Source organism: Streptomyces solicamelliae, from assembly GCF_045348655.1.
Taxonomy (GTDB): domain Bacteria; phylum Actinomycetota; class Actinomycetes; order Streptomycetales; family Streptomycetaceae; genus Streptomyces; species Streptomyces solicamelliae.
Genome location: NZ_CP160404.1, coordinates 3,054,260 through 3,069,154 on the forward strand (window position 1 = coordinate 3,054,260; position 14,895 = coordinate 3,069,154).

Annotated in this window: 14 protein-coding genes; 7 read left to right on the forward strand and 7 right to left on the reverse strand. The window is 73.4% G+C overall.

Translation table 11 applies throughout. From position 1 onward, the window contains the following. Positions 1 to 7: 7 nt before the first annotated feature. The gene (locus tag ABZO31_RS13975; RefSeq protein WP_406861504.1) at positions 8 to 1,552 is read right to left on the reverse strand and encodes a FadD3 family acyl-CoA ligase; all 1,545 of its coding nucleotides are present in this window, start codon (positions 1,550 to 1,552) and stop codon (positions 8 to 10) included. A 92-nt stretch (positions 1,553 to 1,644) separates the two neighbouring features. Between ABZO31_RS13975 and ABZO31_RS13980 the strand changes: the two genes are divergently transcribed. Genes ABZO31_RS13980 through ABZO31_RS13990 form a run of 3 tightly spaced genes read left to right on the forward strand, consistent with a single transcriptional unit; the run spans position 1,645 to position 3,995 of the window. Next, positions 1,645 to 2,787 carry a lipid-transfer protein gene (locus tag ABZO31_RS13980; protein ID WP_406861505.1) on the forward strand — a complete coding sequence of 381 codons (1,143 nt, stop codon included), beginning with the start codon at positions 1,645 to 1,647 and terminating at the stop codon, positions 2,785 to 2,787. 3 nt (positions 2,788 to 2,790) lie between these two features. Beyond that, complete coding sequence (locus ABZO31_RS13985; protein WP_406861506.1) at positions 2,791 to 3,216, forward strand: Zn-ribbon domain-containing OB-fold protein; 426 nt, start codon at positions 2,791 to 2,793, stop codon at positions 3,214 to 3,216. Next, positions 3,213 to 3,995 (forward strand): enoyl-CoA hydratase/isomerase family protein, encoded by a 783-nt coding sequence (locus ABZO31_RS13990; protein WP_406861507.1) that lies wholly within the window; start codon positions 3,213 to 3,215, stop codon positions 3,993 to 3,995. The genes ABZO31_RS13985 and ABZO31_RS13990 overlap by 4 nt, the downstream gene beginning before the upstream one ends. Before the next feature lie 22 nt (positions 3,996 to 4,017). On the opposite strand, the gene ABZO31_RS13995 is transcribed toward ABZO31_RS13990, so the two are convergent. Both ABZO31_RS13995 and ABZO31_RS14000 read right to left on the reverse strand, forming a co-directional pair. Then, on the reverse strand, positions 4,018 to 4,518 hold the full coding sequence (locus ABZO31_RS13995; protein WP_406861508.1) for a hypothetical protein: 501 nt from the start codon (positions 4,516 to 4,518) through the stop codon (positions 4,018 to 4,020). Between the two features lie 87 nt (positions 4,519 to 4,605). Then, the gene (locus ABZO31_RS14000) at positions 4,606 to 5,169 is read right to left on the reverse strand and encodes a hypothetical protein (RefSeq protein WP_406861509.1); all 564 of its coding nucleotides are present in this window, start codon (positions 5,167 to 5,169) and stop codon (positions 4,606 to 4,608) included. A gap of 114 nt (positions 5,170 to 5,283) precedes the next feature. On the opposite strand from ABZO31_RS14000, the gene ABZO31_RS14005 reads away from it, so the two are divergent. Next, entirely contained in the window at positions 5,284 to 5,925 is a 642-nt protein-coding gene (locus tag ABZO31_RS14005; RefSeq protein WP_406861510.1) for a hypothetical protein, read from the forward strand. A gap of 7 nt (positions 5,926 to 5,932) precedes the next feature. Here ABZO31_RS14005 and ABZO31_RS14010 read toward each other — a convergent pair whose 3' ends face one another. Together ABZO31_RS14010 and ABZO31_RS14015 are read right to left on the reverse strand one after the other, a co-directional pair. Beyond that, entirely contained in the window at positions 5,933 to 8,344 is a 2,412-nt protein-coding gene (locus ABZO31_RS14010; protein WP_406861511.1) for a PQQ-binding-like beta-propeller repeat protein, read from the reverse strand. 105 nt (positions 8,345 to 8,449) lie between these two features. Continuing rightward, complete coding sequence (locus ABZO31_RS14015; RefSeq protein WP_406861512.1) at positions 8,450 to 9,445, reverse strand: VOC family protein; 996 nt, start codon at positions 9,443 to 9,445, stop codon at positions 8,450 to 8,452. 261 nt (positions 9,446 to 9,706) lie between these two features. Between ABZO31_RS14015 and ABZO31_RS14020 the strand changes: the two genes are divergently transcribed. Continuing rightward, positions 9,707 to 10,354 carry a TetR family transcriptional regulator gene (locus ABZO31_RS14020; protein WP_406861513.1) on the forward strand — a complete coding sequence of 216 codons (648 nt, stop codon included), beginning with the start codon at positions 9,707 to 9,709 and terminating at the stop codon, positions 10,352 to 10,354. A gap of 101 nt (positions 10,355 to 10,455) precedes the next feature. Here ABZO31_RS14020 and ABZO31_RS14025 read toward each other — a convergent pair whose 3' ends face one another. After that, positions 10,456 to 10,947 (reverse strand): nitroreductase family deazaflavin-dependent oxidoreductase, encoded by a 492-nt coding sequence (locus ABZO31_RS14025; protein WP_406861514.1) that lies wholly within the window; start codon positions 10,945 to 10,947, stop codon positions 10,456 to 10,458. Further along, positions 10,947 to 12,152, reverse strand: coding sequence for an acyl-CoA dehydrogenase family protein (locus ABZO31_RS14030; protein ID WP_406861515.1), 1,206 nt, complete (start codon positions 12,150 to 12,152; stop codon positions 10,947 to 10,949). The genes ABZO31_RS14025 and ABZO31_RS14030 overlap by 1 nt, the downstream gene beginning before the upstream one ends. Before the next feature lie 120 nt (positions 12,153 to 12,272). Between ABZO31_RS14030 and ABZO31_RS14035 the strand changes: the two genes are divergently transcribed. Beyond that, complete coding sequence (locus ABZO31_RS14035; protein WP_406861516.1) at positions 12,273 to 13,460, forward strand: thiolase C-terminal domain-containing protein; 1,188 nt, start codon at positions 12,273 to 12,275, stop codon at positions 13,458 to 13,460. Positions 13,461 to 13,591: 131 nt separating this feature from the next. Beyond that, positions 13,592 to 14,851 carry an FAD-dependent monooxygenase gene (locus tag ABZO31_RS14040; RefSeq protein WP_406861517.1) on the forward strand — a complete coding sequence of 420 codons (1,260 nt, stop codon included), beginning with the start codon at positions 13,592 to 13,594 and terminating at the stop codon, positions 14,849 to 14,851. The last annotated feature ends 44 nt before the right edge of the window (positions 14,852 to 14,895 follow it).

Genomic DNA, 14,895 nt, shown 5'->3' on the forward strand with positions numbered 1-14,895 from the left:
GCCTCGGTCAGGGGCGGGCCCGCAGCACGCCCTTCACCACCTTGCCGCTGGCGTTTCTCGGGAGCTCCGGGACGAATTCGACCTGCCTCGGGACCTTGTAGTTGGCCATCTCCCGGCGGGACCAGGCGATCAGGTCGTCCGCCGTGAGGGTCGCGCCGGGGCGGCGGACGGCGTATGCCTTGCCGACCTCGCCGAGGCGGGGGTCCGGGACGCCGATGACAGCGACGTCGGCGATGTCGGGGTGGAGGCCCAGGAGTTGCTCGATCTCCGCGGGGTAGGCGTTGAAGCCGCCGACGATGAACATGTCCTTGATGCGGTCGGTGATGCGGAGGTTGCCCGCCTCGTCCAGGACGCCGACGTCGCCCGTGTGCAGCCAGCCGTCCGCGTCGATCGCCTCCCGAGTCGCCTGCTCGTCCTCGAAGTAGCCGCGCATAACGTGGTGGCCGCGGACCAGGACCTCGCCCGTCTCCGACAGGCGGACCTCCGTGTCCGGGATCGGGCGGCCCGAGGTCGTCGCGATCACCTCCGCCTCGTCGCCGCGGCGGCACATCGTCACGATGCCGCTCGCCTCCGACAGGCCGTACGCGGTCAGGACCGTGGCCACGCCCAGTTCCTCCCGCAGCCGCTCCACCAGCCGCAGCGGGACCACCGCCGCGCCGGTGACGACCAGGCGGAGGGTGGACAGGTCGTGCGCGGCGCGGGCCGGGTGGTCCAGCAGGGACTGGTGGAGGGTCGGGGGGCCGGGGAGGACCGAGATCCGTTCCGCCGCGATGTTCGCCAGGACCGTGTCCACGTTGAACACCGGCTGCGGGACCATCACCGCGCCCCGCATCAGGCAGGCGATGATCCCGGCCTTGTAGCCGAAGGTGTGGAAGAACGGGTTCACGATCAGGTACCGGTCGCCCTGCCGCAGCCCCGCCAGTTCCGCCCACACGTCGTAGCAGCGCAGGGTCTGCTCGTGGGTGATCACCGCGCCCTTCGGGCGGCCGGTGGTCCCGGAGGTGTAGACGATGTCCGAGGGCCACGAGCCCTCCACCTCGTCCGCCCGCGCCCCGACCTCCGCCCCCGTCACCCCGTCCCCGGCCGCCAGGAACTCCTTCCACGTCGTGTAGTCCTCCGGGGCCGTGTCGCCGAGGACCACCACCTGTCGCAGGTCCGGGAGTTCCGCCCCCGTCCGCCGCAGCGACGCCACGTACGACGTGCCCAGGAACGTGCCCGTGACGAACAGGAGCCGGGCGCGTGACCTCGCCAGTACGTCCGCCGCCTCGGTGCCCTTGAAGCGGGTGTTCAGCGGGACGAGGACCGCGCCCGCCGTCACCGCGCCGAGCGCCGAGACGATCCAGTCCAGGGTGTTCGGCGCCCAGATCGCGACCCGGTCCCCGGCACGGACCCCGGCCGCGACGCACGCCGCCGCCGCGCGCTCCACCCGCTCGCCCAGCTCCGCGTACGAGACCCGGAGCCGGCCCTCGACGACCGCCTCCCGCGATCCGTACCGCTCCGCCGCCGCGCGCACCAGCCTCGGTATCGAGCCCCACTCCAGGTCGCCGCGCATCCGCATCCACCCTCTCCCAAAGAGCTGACTGTCCGTCAGATTAGCTGTAGCCTGACGCGCTGTCAGCAGTGGGGACGACCGAGGGGGTTGCCGTGCTCAAGGACCGCACAGCCGTCGTGGGGATCGGGCAGACCTCCTTCGCGAAACAGCTGCCCGAGTCCGAGAGGACGCTCGCCTGCCGGGCGATCCTCGCCGCGCTCGACGACGCCGGCATCGCGCCGTCCGAGGTCGACGCCTTCGCCTCGTACACGATGGAGGAGACCGACGAGGTCGAGGTCGCCAAGGCGATCGGCGCCGGCGACGTCACCTTCTTCAGCAAGGTCGGGTACGGCGGCGGCGGCTCCTGCGCCACCGTCGGGCATCTCGCCGCCGCCATCGCCGCCGGGCAGGCCACCGTCGGCGTCGCCTGGCGCTCCCGCAAACGCGGCTCCGGGCCCCGGCCCTGGAAGAACACCGCCGTCCAGCTGCCCACCCCCGGCCAGTGGACCCGGCCCTTCGGGCTCCTGCGGCCGGCCGACGAGATCGGCATGCTGGCCCGCCGCTACATGCACGAGTACGGCGCCACCCGCGACCACCTGTTCAACGTCGCCCTCGCCTGCCGCAACCGCGCCAACCAGAACCCCGCCGCGATCATGTACGAGCGGCCGCTGACCCGCGAGATGTACATGACCGCCCGCTGGATCAGCGAACCGCTCTGCCTCTTCGACAACTGCCTGGAGACCGACGGCGCGCTCGCCTGCGTGATCGTCTCCGCCGAACGCGCCCGCGACTGCCGGCAGAAGCCCGTGTACGTGCACTCCGCCGCGCAGGGCCTGCCCGCACAGCACCACGGCATGGTCAACTACTGGAACGACGACCCGCTCACCGGCCCCGCCTGGACCGCCGCCCGACACCTGTGGAAGCAGGCCGACTTCGGGCCCGAGGACGTCGACGTGGCCCAGATCTACGACGCCTTCACCCCGCTCGTCCCGCTCTCCCTGGAGGGGTACGGCTTCTGCGCCCGGGGCGAGGGCGGGGCGTTCACCGAGGGCGGCGCGCTGGAGATCGGCGGGCGGCTGCCGCTCAACACCGGCGGCGGCGGGCTCTCCGAGGCCTACGTGCACGGCTTCAACCTCATCAACGAGGGCGTGAAGCAGCTCCGCGGCACGTCCACCGCTCAGGTCCCGAACGCCGCCACCTGCCTCGTCACCGCCGGCGAGGGCGTCCCCACGTCCGCCGTACTGCTGAGGAGCTGAACGATGCTGTCACCTGTCGTCGACGAGGACGGCGCGCCCTTCTGGGAGTACGCCGCCCGGGGCGAACTCCGCGTCCAGTCCTGCACGTCCTGCGGCGAACTGCGGTTCCCGCCGCGCCCCTGCTGCCCCTCCTGCCAGTCCTTCGCGAGCGAGTGGCGCCTGATGTCCGGCCGCGGCCGGATCTGGTCGTACGTGCTGCCGCATCCGCCACTGCTGCCCGATTACGCCGCCCAGGCCCCGTACAACGTGGTCCTCGTCGAACTCGCCGACGCGCCCCGCATCCGGCTGGTCGGCAACGTCGTGAGCGCGCCCGACGCGCCGCTGGACTCCGTCGACCCGGCGCGGCTGCGGATCGGCGCGGCCGTGCGGGTGACGTTCGCCGAGGTCGACGGGGTCACCGTGCCGCGCTGGATCCTGGAGCGGGGATGAGCGTCCACGTCGAGCGGGACAAGGAGAGCGGCGTCGCCGTCGTCACGCTCGACCGGCCCGCGAAGCACAACGCGATCACCCTGGAGATGGCCCGGGCCCTGGGCGAGGTGTGGCGGGGCTTCCGGTACGAGGACGACGTCCGCGCGATCGTCGTCACCGGCGCGGGCGGCCGGGCCTTCTGCACCGGCATCGACCGCGACGCCGCGGGGAACGTGCCGCAGCCCTCGTCGCCGTACACGATCGACGATCCGCTGCTCACGATCGGCCCCAAGGCGAACGACCTGTGGAAACCCGTGGTGGCGGCGGTGGAGGGGATGGCCTGCGGCGGCGCGTTCTACCTGATCGCCGAGGCGGAGTTCGTGGTGGCCGGGCAGGACGCGACCTTCTTCGACCCGCACACGACGTACGGGATGGTGTCCGCGTTCGAGACGATCCTGATGGCCCAGCGGATGCCGTACGGGGAGATCGCCCGGATGGCGCTGATGGGCACGGCCGAACGGGTCTCGGCGCGGCGCGCGTACGAGACCGGGCTGGTCAGCGAGGTGACCGAGCCGGGCGGGGCGCTCGCCGCCGCGCGGGCGGCCGCGACCGTCGTCGCCTCGTACCCGACGGAGGCGGTGCAGGGCACCGTACGGGCCCTGTGGTCGGCGAAGGAACCGGCGAGGACGGGCGCCCTGGCCCACGCCCCGCACCTGGTGTCGCTCGGCAATCTGCCGCCGGAGCGGCAGGCCGGGCTGTTCACGGGGCGGGGCGGGGGCGGGGGCTACCGGATCCGCTGAGGCACTGCGCCGAAGAGACGGCTCAGGCGGCGGTGCGGTTCGCGAAGGCGACCTCGCACTTGGTGTACTCGGAGCCGTTGCCGGTGCCGGTGTACGGGGTGGTGGCCTCGGTGGACTTCGAGGCGCCGCCCTCGACGCGCAGGTCGTCGACCTGGGCGACCGCCAGGCCGGCGGGCTTGCCGGCGTCACCCTTGAACTGCATGGTGACGTCGTAGAGGTACGCCGACGAGTCGCTGTTGGTGATGGTCAGCTTGGCGACGAGGTTCTTGCCGTCCGCGCTGAGCGCGCACTCGTCGATCTTGATGTCGCGGGCGGCGCGGTCGCGCGACGAGCCGCCGACGCCGCTGACGCTGCCGGACGAGCTGCTGCTGGAGCTGCTGCTGCTGTCGGAGCCGCTGCTGCTGGAGTGGCTGGAGCCGCCGGAGCTGCCGCTGCAGCTGGCCCCGCCGGAGCCGCGGGCGCCGGTGAGCGCGACCAGGGCGATGCCGAAGACGGCAATGGCACGGACATGACGAAGCTTCATACTTCAACCCCCGTTGAGTGTGCGCGAAGGCGCGGGCAGGCAGGTTTCAACGCCCGCTTCCATGGGTATTGACGGGCGCACGTCACCTTACTGGACGCTGACGCCCGCGATTTCACACTTCCTGACCTGATTGACCGACGACGGCGACGACATCGGCACGTCGAAGGTCAGCGTCTGCCCCGGCTCGAGCAGCACGGTCTCGGCCGCCTCGTCCCGCTCCATGCCGCCGGCGTCGCGGAACTCCAGCTCAACGCGGAAGGTCTCGGTCACGGTCGCCCGCGAGGTGATCCGGACGCTCGCCGTCGTGTCCGCCTTGCGGGCCGGACGGCCTTTGCGCTTCTTCTGCGAAGGCTTCACGCAATCCACCACGGTCACCGTCGCCGGCGCGGAGGAGGAGGTGACGGTGGGCGCCGGGCCGGAGTCGGTGGGGTACGCGTCGGAGCCGGAGCCGCTGTCGCTGCCGAGGTCATCGTCGTAGTCGTCGTAGTCGTGGTTCTTCTTCTCGGAGCTGGAGCAGCCGCCCCCGCTGCTGCTCTTGCCGCGGCTCTTCCCGCCGCTGCCGCCGCTGCTCTTGCCGGACTGGAAGCCGGTCAGCGCCAGCACGACCACCACCAGCACCGCCGCGAACCGCAGCCTTCGTCCTGCCTTCACCGCGCCCCGCTCCCTTCCATCCTGACGTGTCCGCGCCACCCTAGCGCCGCGTGGCGGGCCGCCCGCACCCGGCGTAGCGTCGGGACCGAGAGCCGGACCCGAGGAGGCCGCGCGATGATCCGCAACATCGTCGGCTCGGTCCTGGCGCTCGCCGGAGCGACGGCCGCCGTATGGAGCCCCTTCCGTGCCTGGTACGACGGCCGTCACGGCAGCGACTACCGCATCGAGGACCTGTTCGGCGGGATCACCGACGTACGCGCCGAGGTCATCGGCTCGATGCTGCTGCCGTTCGCCTTCGCCGCCCTGGTGACCCTGGTGGGTCTGGTGCTGCGCTCCCGGCTGCTCGTCGCCCTCTCCGGGCTGATCGTGCTCGGCTTCACGATCCTGTGGTCGGTCCGCGTCGGCCAGGCCGAGGGCAGCTTCGCCGTCGCGAGCGACGGGACCGGTCTGGGCCCCGGCGTGGCGATGGCCTTCGGTGGGGCGCTGCTGCTGCTCCTGGCCGCGGTGGTCATGCCGGGCCGCCACACCCCGCACCGCCGCCACGCCGCGCACCGCACCCGGATCGGGGAGCCGACGCATCCGTACCCGACGCACCCCACCCTGGACGGCCCGCAGCGGCCGCCGGAGTCCCCGTACGACGACGGGCACGGCGGCGCGTACGGCGAGCCCACGCGGACCATGGACGTCCCGCAGTGGGACGCCCCGGACGACCAGGACCGCGGCCGGGGCGGACAGCCGCCCGGACGGCCGCGGTAGGAGGGCCTCAGGCGCGCGCCTGCGAGGCGCCCCGTCCCGTGGCCGTGCCCTTCACCGCGTCCAGGGCGTACACACAGCGGTCCTTGCTGCAGGCGTAGACGACGCCGTTGCGGGCCACCGGCGAGCCGGTGATCTCGCCGCCGGTCGCCAGCTTCCAGCGGAGCTGGCCGCCGGCCGCGTCCAGCGTGTACAGCACGTGGTCCGCGGAGCCGAAGTGCAGCCGGCCGTCGGCGACCACCGGGCTGCCGGTGATCGCGCCGCCCGCCGGGAACCGCCACTTCGGCGTGCCGGTGACCGCGTCCAGCGTGTACAGCGCGCTGCCGCTGGCCACGTGCACGTTGCCGGCGTCCACCAGGACCGGCTCGCCGGACTGGCGCTGCTCGGTGGCGATCCGCCAGCGGTCCTGGCCGGTCGTCGCGTCCAGCGCGTACACCGTGCCGAGGTAGTCCGCCAGGTACACGCCGCCGCCGGTCACCGCCGGGCCGGGCACGAACGCGGGCGGGGACAGGAAGACCGCGGGGGCCTCGAAGTGCCAGCGGACGTGGCCGCCGGCGATGTCGATGGACAGCACGCGGGTGCCGGCCGCGACGTACACGCAGCCGTCCTCCGCCGGGGCCACCCGGACCGGCACGTTCCCGCAGGACGCGGCGTCGCCGATCGGGTACGACCAGCGCTCCGTGCCGGAGCGCGCGTCCAGCGCCTGGAGGCGGGCGTTCCGCCACACGTACACGGTGTCGCCGTGCACCGCCGGGCCGGCCTCGGGGGTCTCGAAGTCGGTCTGCGCGCCGCTCAGCTCCCACAGCTTCGCGCCGTTGGACGCCTCCCAGCCCTGCACACCGCCGCCGCGGGTGCCGGTGACGAGGGTGCCGCGGTCGACCTTGAGCGAGTACACCCAGGCGTCCGTGCCGGTCCGCCAGCGCTCGACGCCGTCGGCGGCGTCGAGCGCGTACAGCGAGGGCCCGTCGGAGGCGTGGATGCGGCCCTGGGCGACCGCCATCGACCAGGCGACGTCCCGCGTCTTGAACTGGCGGCGGCCGCTGCCGGTGTCGAGGGCGTGCACCTCGAACGAGGTGACGTAGAGCAGCTCGCCGTCGACGACCGGGGTGCCCCAGACGTCGTTCGACATGCGGAACCGCCAGGGCCGCCAGTGACCGGGCTCGGGCGTGGCCGGCGGCTCGGTCGGGCGGGCCGGTGCGGGCAGCGGCCGGGAACCGGGCGCGGGGCCGGGCTCCGCGCCGGGCGGGCGGATCCAGCCGGTGGCCGGGCCGGTGTCGGCGACGACCGAGGCGCGGGTGTCGGCGACCCGGGGGCCGGGACCGATCGGCACGGCGGCGCCGGCCAGCCGCACCGGGCCGTCGTGGTGCGCGGACTCGGCGGGCCCGGCGTGCCGGCCGCCGCCGACGCCCACGGGTGCGGGGGCGCGCGGGTCGCCGTGGTGCGGCCCGGTCGGCGGCGGGCCCGGCGGGGGCGGCGGCGTCGGGGGCCGGCCGGACGGGCCGTTGCCCGCGGGGGGCTGCGGGCTGGGGCGGCCGCCGCGCCGGGTCTCGATCATGGCGACGGCGCGCTGCGGCAGCCAGGCCGAGGCGGTGCCGCTGTCGTCGCTGCCGGGGCCGAAGAGGTGCGGGGCGAGCTGGGCCTGCAGATCGGCGGGGCTGGGCCGCAGCGAGACGTCCATCTGCATGCAGGACTCGATCAGCGGGCGCAGCTCGTCGGGCAGACCGGCCAGGTCCGGGCCCTCGCGGAGCAGCATGAACACCGTCTCGACCGGGTTCGCGCCGTGGTACGGCGCGTGTCCGGTGGCGGCGAAGACCAGCATCGAGCCGAGCGAGAACACGTCGCTGGCGCCGGTGACGCTGCGCGAGTCGCGGGCCTGCTCGGGCGACATGTACGCGGGCGTGCCGACGGCCACGTTGGTCATGGTCAGCCGGGTGTTGGAGACGCCGGACGCGATGCCGAAGTCGATCACCCGGGGGCCGTCCTCGACGACGAGGACGTTGGACGGCTTGAGGTCGCGGTGGACCAGGCCCGCGCCGTGGATGGACTGCAGGGCCTCGGCGACGCCGGCCGCGAGCCAGCGCACCGCCTGGGCCGGGAGCGGCCCGCACTCGTTCACTATCTCCTCGAGCGAGGGCGCGGGCACGTACGCGGTGGCCAGCCAGGGCACGGCGGCCCGGGGGTCGGCGTCCACCACGGCCGCGGTGTAGAAACCGGAGACCGCGCGGGCGGCCTCCACCTCGCGCGTGAACCGGACGCGGAACAGCTGGTCCTCGGCGAGCTCCGTGCGCACGGTCTTGATCGCCACGCGCCGGCCGGACGCCGACCGCGCGAGATAGACCAGGCCCATGCCTCCGGCGCCGAGCCGGCCCAGCACCTCGAAGGGACCGATCCGCCTCGGGTCGTGCTGCGTCAGCTGCTCCACTTGCCTGCCACCTCCCCGTACGGGCCATGACTGTACGGCCCCGTCGCCCCCTGATTCTTCCTGTCCGGGGCGGCGGTTGCGAACCCGGGGGCGGATCGGGGTGTCCTAGGTCATATCGTCGGGCTTTTCAGCGGACTTTTCGGCCGTTTTCGCTGCTTCGGCGGGAGCGGGGGTCCCGGAATCCGGTTTCGCGGCCGCGTCGCCCCCGGATTCCGTACCCTCCTCGGCACCCGGTGCGCTCTTCTCCGGCGGTTCCGCTTTCTCCTGCCTCGACTCCTGCGGCTCCGGCGACTCCTGCGGCTCGCGCTTCTCCGGCGTCTCCCGCTTCGCGGGCTTCCCGCCCGTCGGCTCCGCGAGGACGCCGAACCGCGCGCCCTGGTTGTCGGTGAGGACGGCGATGCGGCCGTGCGGGGTGTCGAAGGGCTCGTTGGTGATCCGGCCGCCCATCCGGACGGTCGCGGCGCAGGCCGCGTCGGTGTCCTCGACGGCGAAGTACACGAGGACGTGGCCGGGCATCTCGGCGGGGAAGGCGTCGGTGATCAGCGCGCGGCCGCCGAACGAGGAGTCGTCGCCGGGCCGCGAGCCCGGCGGGGACCAGACCCGGTAGTCGAGGCCGCCCTCGGCGAGGTCCTGGGCGACATAGCCGAAGACGGCCGCGTAGAAGGTGTCCACGGCGTCCTTCTCCCGGGTGTAGACCTCCATCCAGCAGAAGGAGCCGGGCTCCATGTGGGTCTGGAAGCCGTCGTCGCGCTCGCCGCCCTGCCGCAGCCCGAACACCGCCCCGCCGGGGTCGGCGGCCAGCGCCACCACCCCGTACGGCCCGACGGGGTACGGCTCCATCACCATCCGGCCGCCGGCCGCCTTGATCCGCCGGGCGAGGACCCCGGCGTCCGCGGTGGCCAGGTAGACCGTCCAGGTGGTGGGCATCCGCCCGTCCCGCTTGGGCACCAGCCCGGCCGCGCGCCGGCCGTCGACGCGGGCCTCGCCGGTGGCCGGGTCGAAGGTCCAGCCGAAGAGTTCGCCGTAGAAGCGCTTGCCCGCCTCGAGGTCGGGGAGCTGCACGTCCACCCAGCACGGCGTGCCCTCTGCGAATACGGCCATGGGCGTGGTTCCTTCCAGATACCGGTATCCGGTGTCCACGCTAGGTCGGGGCGAATCACCCCGCACCCCCTGATATCGAACATTTGACAGCATGGTTGTCCACCGACGTTGTCCACAGGCTGTTAATAAGCCTATTCGCGTTCGCGGAGGTGAGCGCCGCCCGAGGCCCCGGACCGGTGCGCTCCGGGAGCGCTCCCGGGGGTGCACCCCATTTGCAGTCGGTCGAATCGCGCCCCGAACACCCCTCGGTAAGCTGACGGCATGACAGGACAAGTACGCACCGTCGACGGCCGCGTGGCCGGTCGGCGCGGTCAGGCGACGCGGCAGAAGCTGCTCGACTGCCTCAGCGAGATGCTCAGCTCCTCTCCGTACCGGGACGTCAAGGTGATCGACGTGGCCCGGAAGGCGGGCACTTCGCCCGCGACGTTCTACCAGTACTTCCCCGACGTCGAGGGCGCCGTCCTCGAACTCGCGGAGGAAATGGCCAAGGAGGGCGCGGGGTTGACCGATCTGGTCTCCGGCCGCTCCTGGGTCGGCAAGGCGGGCTGGCAGACCTCCGAGGACCTCGTCGAGGGCTTCCTGGACTTCTGGCGCAAGCACGACGCCATCCTGCGCGTGGTGGACCTCGGTGCCGCGGAGGGCGACAAGCGGTTCTACAAGATCCGCATGAAGATCCTGAACTCGGTCACCAACTCCCTTACGGACGCGGTGAAGGAGCTCCAGGCCAAGGGCAAGGTCGACAAGGACGTGAGCCCGGCGGCGATGGCCGGCTCGCTCGTCGCGATGCTCGCCTCGGTGGCCGGCCACCAGAAGGGCTTCCAGACCTGGGGCGTCAAGCAGGCCGAACTGAAGCCGAACCTGGCCCTGTTGGTGCACCTCGGGATCACGGGCAAGAAGCCGACGAAGTAGGGCCGGAGCCCGCACGCACCACCCCACGTCCTGACGTCCTGTCGCGCCGACGGCGGTCCGCATCACGCTCACGACCGCCGTCGGCGTTCCCGTCCCCGCGCTCAACGGCGCCTGAGGCGGAACAGTCTGATCTCCCGTTCCACCCGCGCCTGGTACGTCGCGTAAGGCGGCCAGAAGCCGAGGACGGCCTGCCAGGCGGCGGCCCGCTCCTCCCCCGTCAGCCGCTCCGCGCGCACCGGGATCGTCTCGCCGCGCCAGCTCACCTCCGCGTCCGGATGGGCCAGCAGGTTCGCCGTCCACGCGGGATGCCCCGGGCGGCCGAAGTTCGAGCCGACCAGGATCCAGCTCGTACCGGAGTCCTCCGGCATGCAGGCCAGCGGCGTGGTCCGCGGCAGCCCCGACTTCGCGCCGTGCGCCGTGAGGATCACCCCGGGCAGCATCCGGGCGCTCAGTATCACCTTGCCGCGGGTCAGCCGGTGGACCGTGCGGTCCATCGCGGGGATGAAATGCGGGGCGATCCTCGCGAAGGTCCGCGTGGAGGACACCTTCTGCAGCAGACGCAGTCCTGCTCCTGCTCCGGATCCGGTCGCCATCAGGCCGCCGCCCCCTTCCCGCTCCCGTGCCCGTCGAACAGCCCGGCGCTGCGGGCCGCGGCCGCGCGCAGCCGGTGCACCGGGCCGAAGAGCAGCTCGTCGGCGCTCGCCCGTTTGAAGTACAGGTGCGCCTCGTGCTCCCAGGTGAAGCCGATGCCGCCGTGCAGCTGGATCGTCTCGCCGGTGACGGCCCGCGCGGTCTCCAGGCACTGCGCGAGCGCGAGCGTGGCGGCCCCGGGCTCGCCGGGGCCGGGCCGGCCGGCGTCCCAGGCCGCGTAGTACGCCGCCGAGCGGGCCGCCTGGAGCTGTACGTACAGGTCGGCGAGCCGGTGCTTGACGGCCTGGAAGGAGCCGACCGGCCGGCCGAACTGCTCGCGGGTGCGCACGTACGCGACCGTGCGGTCCAGGCAGTGGGCCGCGACACCGACCGCCTCGGCGGCGACGACCGCGGCCGCGGTCCGCCCGACGGAGGCCAGGGCCCCGGCCACGTCGGCCGGGTCGGTGCCGAGCAACTCGGCCGGCACGTCGCGCAGTTCGACGGTCGCCTGTGGGCGGGTGCCGTCGAGGGCGGTACGGCGGACCCGGGTGAGCCCCGGCGCGTCCGCGCGGACCAGGAAGACCAGGGTGCGGCTGCGGGCGAAGCCGCCGGTGTGGGCGGCGACCAGGAGCAGGTCGGCGCTGTGCCCGTCGAGGACCTGGCCGGCCTCCCCGTACAGCGTCCAGCCGTCCCGGGTCGGCCGGGCCTGCATCCCGCCGGCCCGCCCGTCACCCGCCCAGTCCGGGTCCCCGCCGGTGAGCCCGAGGGCCACGGCGAGCGAGCCGCCGGGCACGGCCAGAGCGGCGGTGAGCGCCCCGGAGGCCACCTTCGGCAGCAGTTCGGCGCACTGCTCGGCGGTCCCGAGCACGGCGATCAGCGGCGCGGCGAGCACCGCGGTGGCGAGCAGCGGCGAGGGGGCGAGGGCCCGCCCGGTCTCCTCGCAGGCGAGCGCGAGCTCGGCGGGGCCGCAGCCGGCACCGCCGTACTCCTCCGGCAGCGCGAGCCCCGGCAGCCCGAGCCGCTCGGCGAGCCGCTGCCACAGCTCGGGGTCGTACCCGGCGGCGGTGTCGACCGCCGCCCGCACCTCGTCGGGCCCGGACCGTTTGGCGAGCAGTTCCCGCAGGGTGCGGCGGATCTCTTCCTGCTCCCCGGTGAAGGCGGCGTCCATGGAGCTCCCTCCGTATCTGACGGGCCGTCATGTTAGGGCGGGGAAACGGGAATGCACAGGGGTGGGACGAACCCGGCCGCGACCGGTGCGCCCGCCCGGATCTGATGTACCGTCAGATTCATGCCCACCACTCCACGGAACCGCGCCGGTCGACGCGTCGCCGTCGTCGGCATCGCCCTCTCCGACTGCGGACGCGTCGACGAGGCCACCCCCTACGCCCTGCACGCCCAGGCCGCCCGGCGGGCGCTCGCGGACAGCGGGCTCGACCGGTCGCTCGTCGACGGGCTCGGGTCCGCCGGGCTCGGGACGCTCGCGCCGGTCGAGGTCGCCGAGTACCTGGGGCTGCGGCCCCGCTGGGTGGACTCGACCGCCGTCGGCGGGGCCACCTGGGAGGTCATGGCCGCGCACGCCGCCGACGCCATCGCCGCCGGTCACGCGAACGCCGTGCTGCTCGCGTACGGCTCCACCGCACGCGCCGACATCAAGGCCCGCCGGCGCACCTCGAACCTCTCCTTCGGGGCGCGCGGGCCGCTGCAGTACGAGGTGCCGTACGGGCACACGCTCATCGCCAAGTACGCGATGGCGGCCCGCCGCCACATGCACGAGTACGGGACCACCCTGGAGCAGCTCGCCGAGGTCGCGGTGCAGGCGCGGGCGAACGCGGCGCTCAACCCGGAGGCGATGTTCCGCGAGCCGATCACGGTCGACGAGGTGCTGTCCGGGCCGATGATCGCCGACCCGTTCACCAAGCTGCACTGCTGTATCCGCAGCGACGGCGGCTGCGCGGTGCTGCTCGCCGCCGAGGAGTACGTACCGGACACGGCGCGGGCGCCGGTCTGGGTGCTCGGCACGGGCGAGCACGTCTCGCACACCACGATGTCGGAGTGGGAGGACTTCACCGTCTCCCCGGCGGCCGTCAGCGGCCGGCTGGCCTTCGAGCGGGCCGGGGTCACGCCCGCCGACGTCGACCTCGCCCAGATCTACGACGCCTTCACGTACATGACCCTCGTGACCCTGGAGGACCTGGGCTTCTGCGCCAAGGGCGAGGGCGGCGCGTTCGCCGAGAAGGGCCGGCTGACGGTGGACGGCGGCGGGCTGCCGGTGAACACCGACGGAGGCGGCCTGTCGGCCTGCCACCCCGGAATGCGGGGGCTGTTCCTGCTGGTGGAGGCGGTGCGGCAGCTGCGCGGCGAGGCGAACGGGCGGCAGGTGCGGCGGGCGGACGGAAGCCTGCCGGAGCTGGCGGTGGCCTCGGGGACGGGGGGCTGGTTCTGCTCGTCGGGGACGGTGGTGCTGGGGCGCGGCTGAGCCTCGCGGAGGTCTCACGGAGAGCCGGCCCGAGGAATTTATACAAGCGTCATAGACAGATGTGTAAGACATCCGTACAGTCGTCGGTGCGGGCAGGGGAACGCCCGCACCCATCGACGAGGAGTCCTGCCATGACGCGCACCACCTCCGCCTCCGCCTCCACCCCCGCCAAGACCGTCCTGATCTCCGGCGCCTCGATCGCCGGCCCCGCGCTCGCGTACTGGCTGCACCGGTACGGCTTCGTCCCGACCGTCGTCGAGCGCGCCCCCGAACTGCGCACCGGCGGCTACAAGGTCGACATCCGCGGCACCGCGATCGAGGTCTGCCGCCGGATGGGGATCCTCGACGAGGTCCGCGCCAACTCCACGGACATGCGGGGCGGTTCGTACGTCGACGACGCGGGCCGCACGATCGGCGAGCTGCCGGCCGAGATCTTCGGCGGCCGGGCAGAGGACGACGACGAGATCATGCGCGGCGAGCTGGCCCGGATCCTGCACGACCGGACCCGCGACGACGTCGAGTACCTCTTCGACGACTCGATCGCGGCCCTCGCCGAGGACGCCGACGGTGTCGACGTCACCTTCGAGAGCGGCCCGACGCGGCGCTTCGACCTGGTGGTCGGCGCGGACGGCATGCACTCGCACACCCGCCGCCTCGTCTTCGGCCCGGAGGAGCGGTACAGGCGCCACCTCGGCGCGTACATCTCGATCTTCACCGCGCCGAACCATCTGGTCCTGGACCGCTGGGAGACGTACCACGCCGCCCCCGGCCGGCTGACCTGCGTGTACAGCTCGGCCGGCGAGACCGACGCCAAGAACCTCTTCGTCTTCGCCTCCCCCGAGGAACTCCCCCACGACCACCGGGACACGGCCGCGCAGAAGCGCCTGCTCGCCGACGCCTTCGCGGACGGCCGCTGGGAGCTCCCCCGGCTGATGCGGCACGCGGCGGACGCCGACGACTTCTACTTCGACGCGATCTCCCTGGTGGAGATGGACCGCTGGTCGAAGGGCCGGGTCGTGCTGCTCGGCGACGCCGCCCACTGCGCCTCCCCGGCCTCCGGCCAGGGCACCGGGCTCGCCCTGCTCGGCGCGTACACGCTGGCCGGCGAGCTGGCGGCGGCGCGCGGCGACCACCGGACCGCCTTCGCCGCGTACGAGCGGGTGCTGCGGCCGGGCGTGGAGCGGAACCAGCGGATGGCGGAGAGCTTCGTCAAGGAGCTGACGGTCGACCGGAAGTGGAAGATCGCGCTGCGGATGTTCATGGTCCGCACGCTGCCGAGGACGCCGTGGAAGAACCTGATCGCGAAGAAGATCCGCGACGAGATCCAGGCGGGCGCGCACGCGGTACCGGTGAAGGAGTACCCGGCGTACGGCCTGCCGGCCGGTGTGTGACAGCGGGGCGGGGCGGGCGCTGGCGGGTCCCGCAGCCGCCCGGG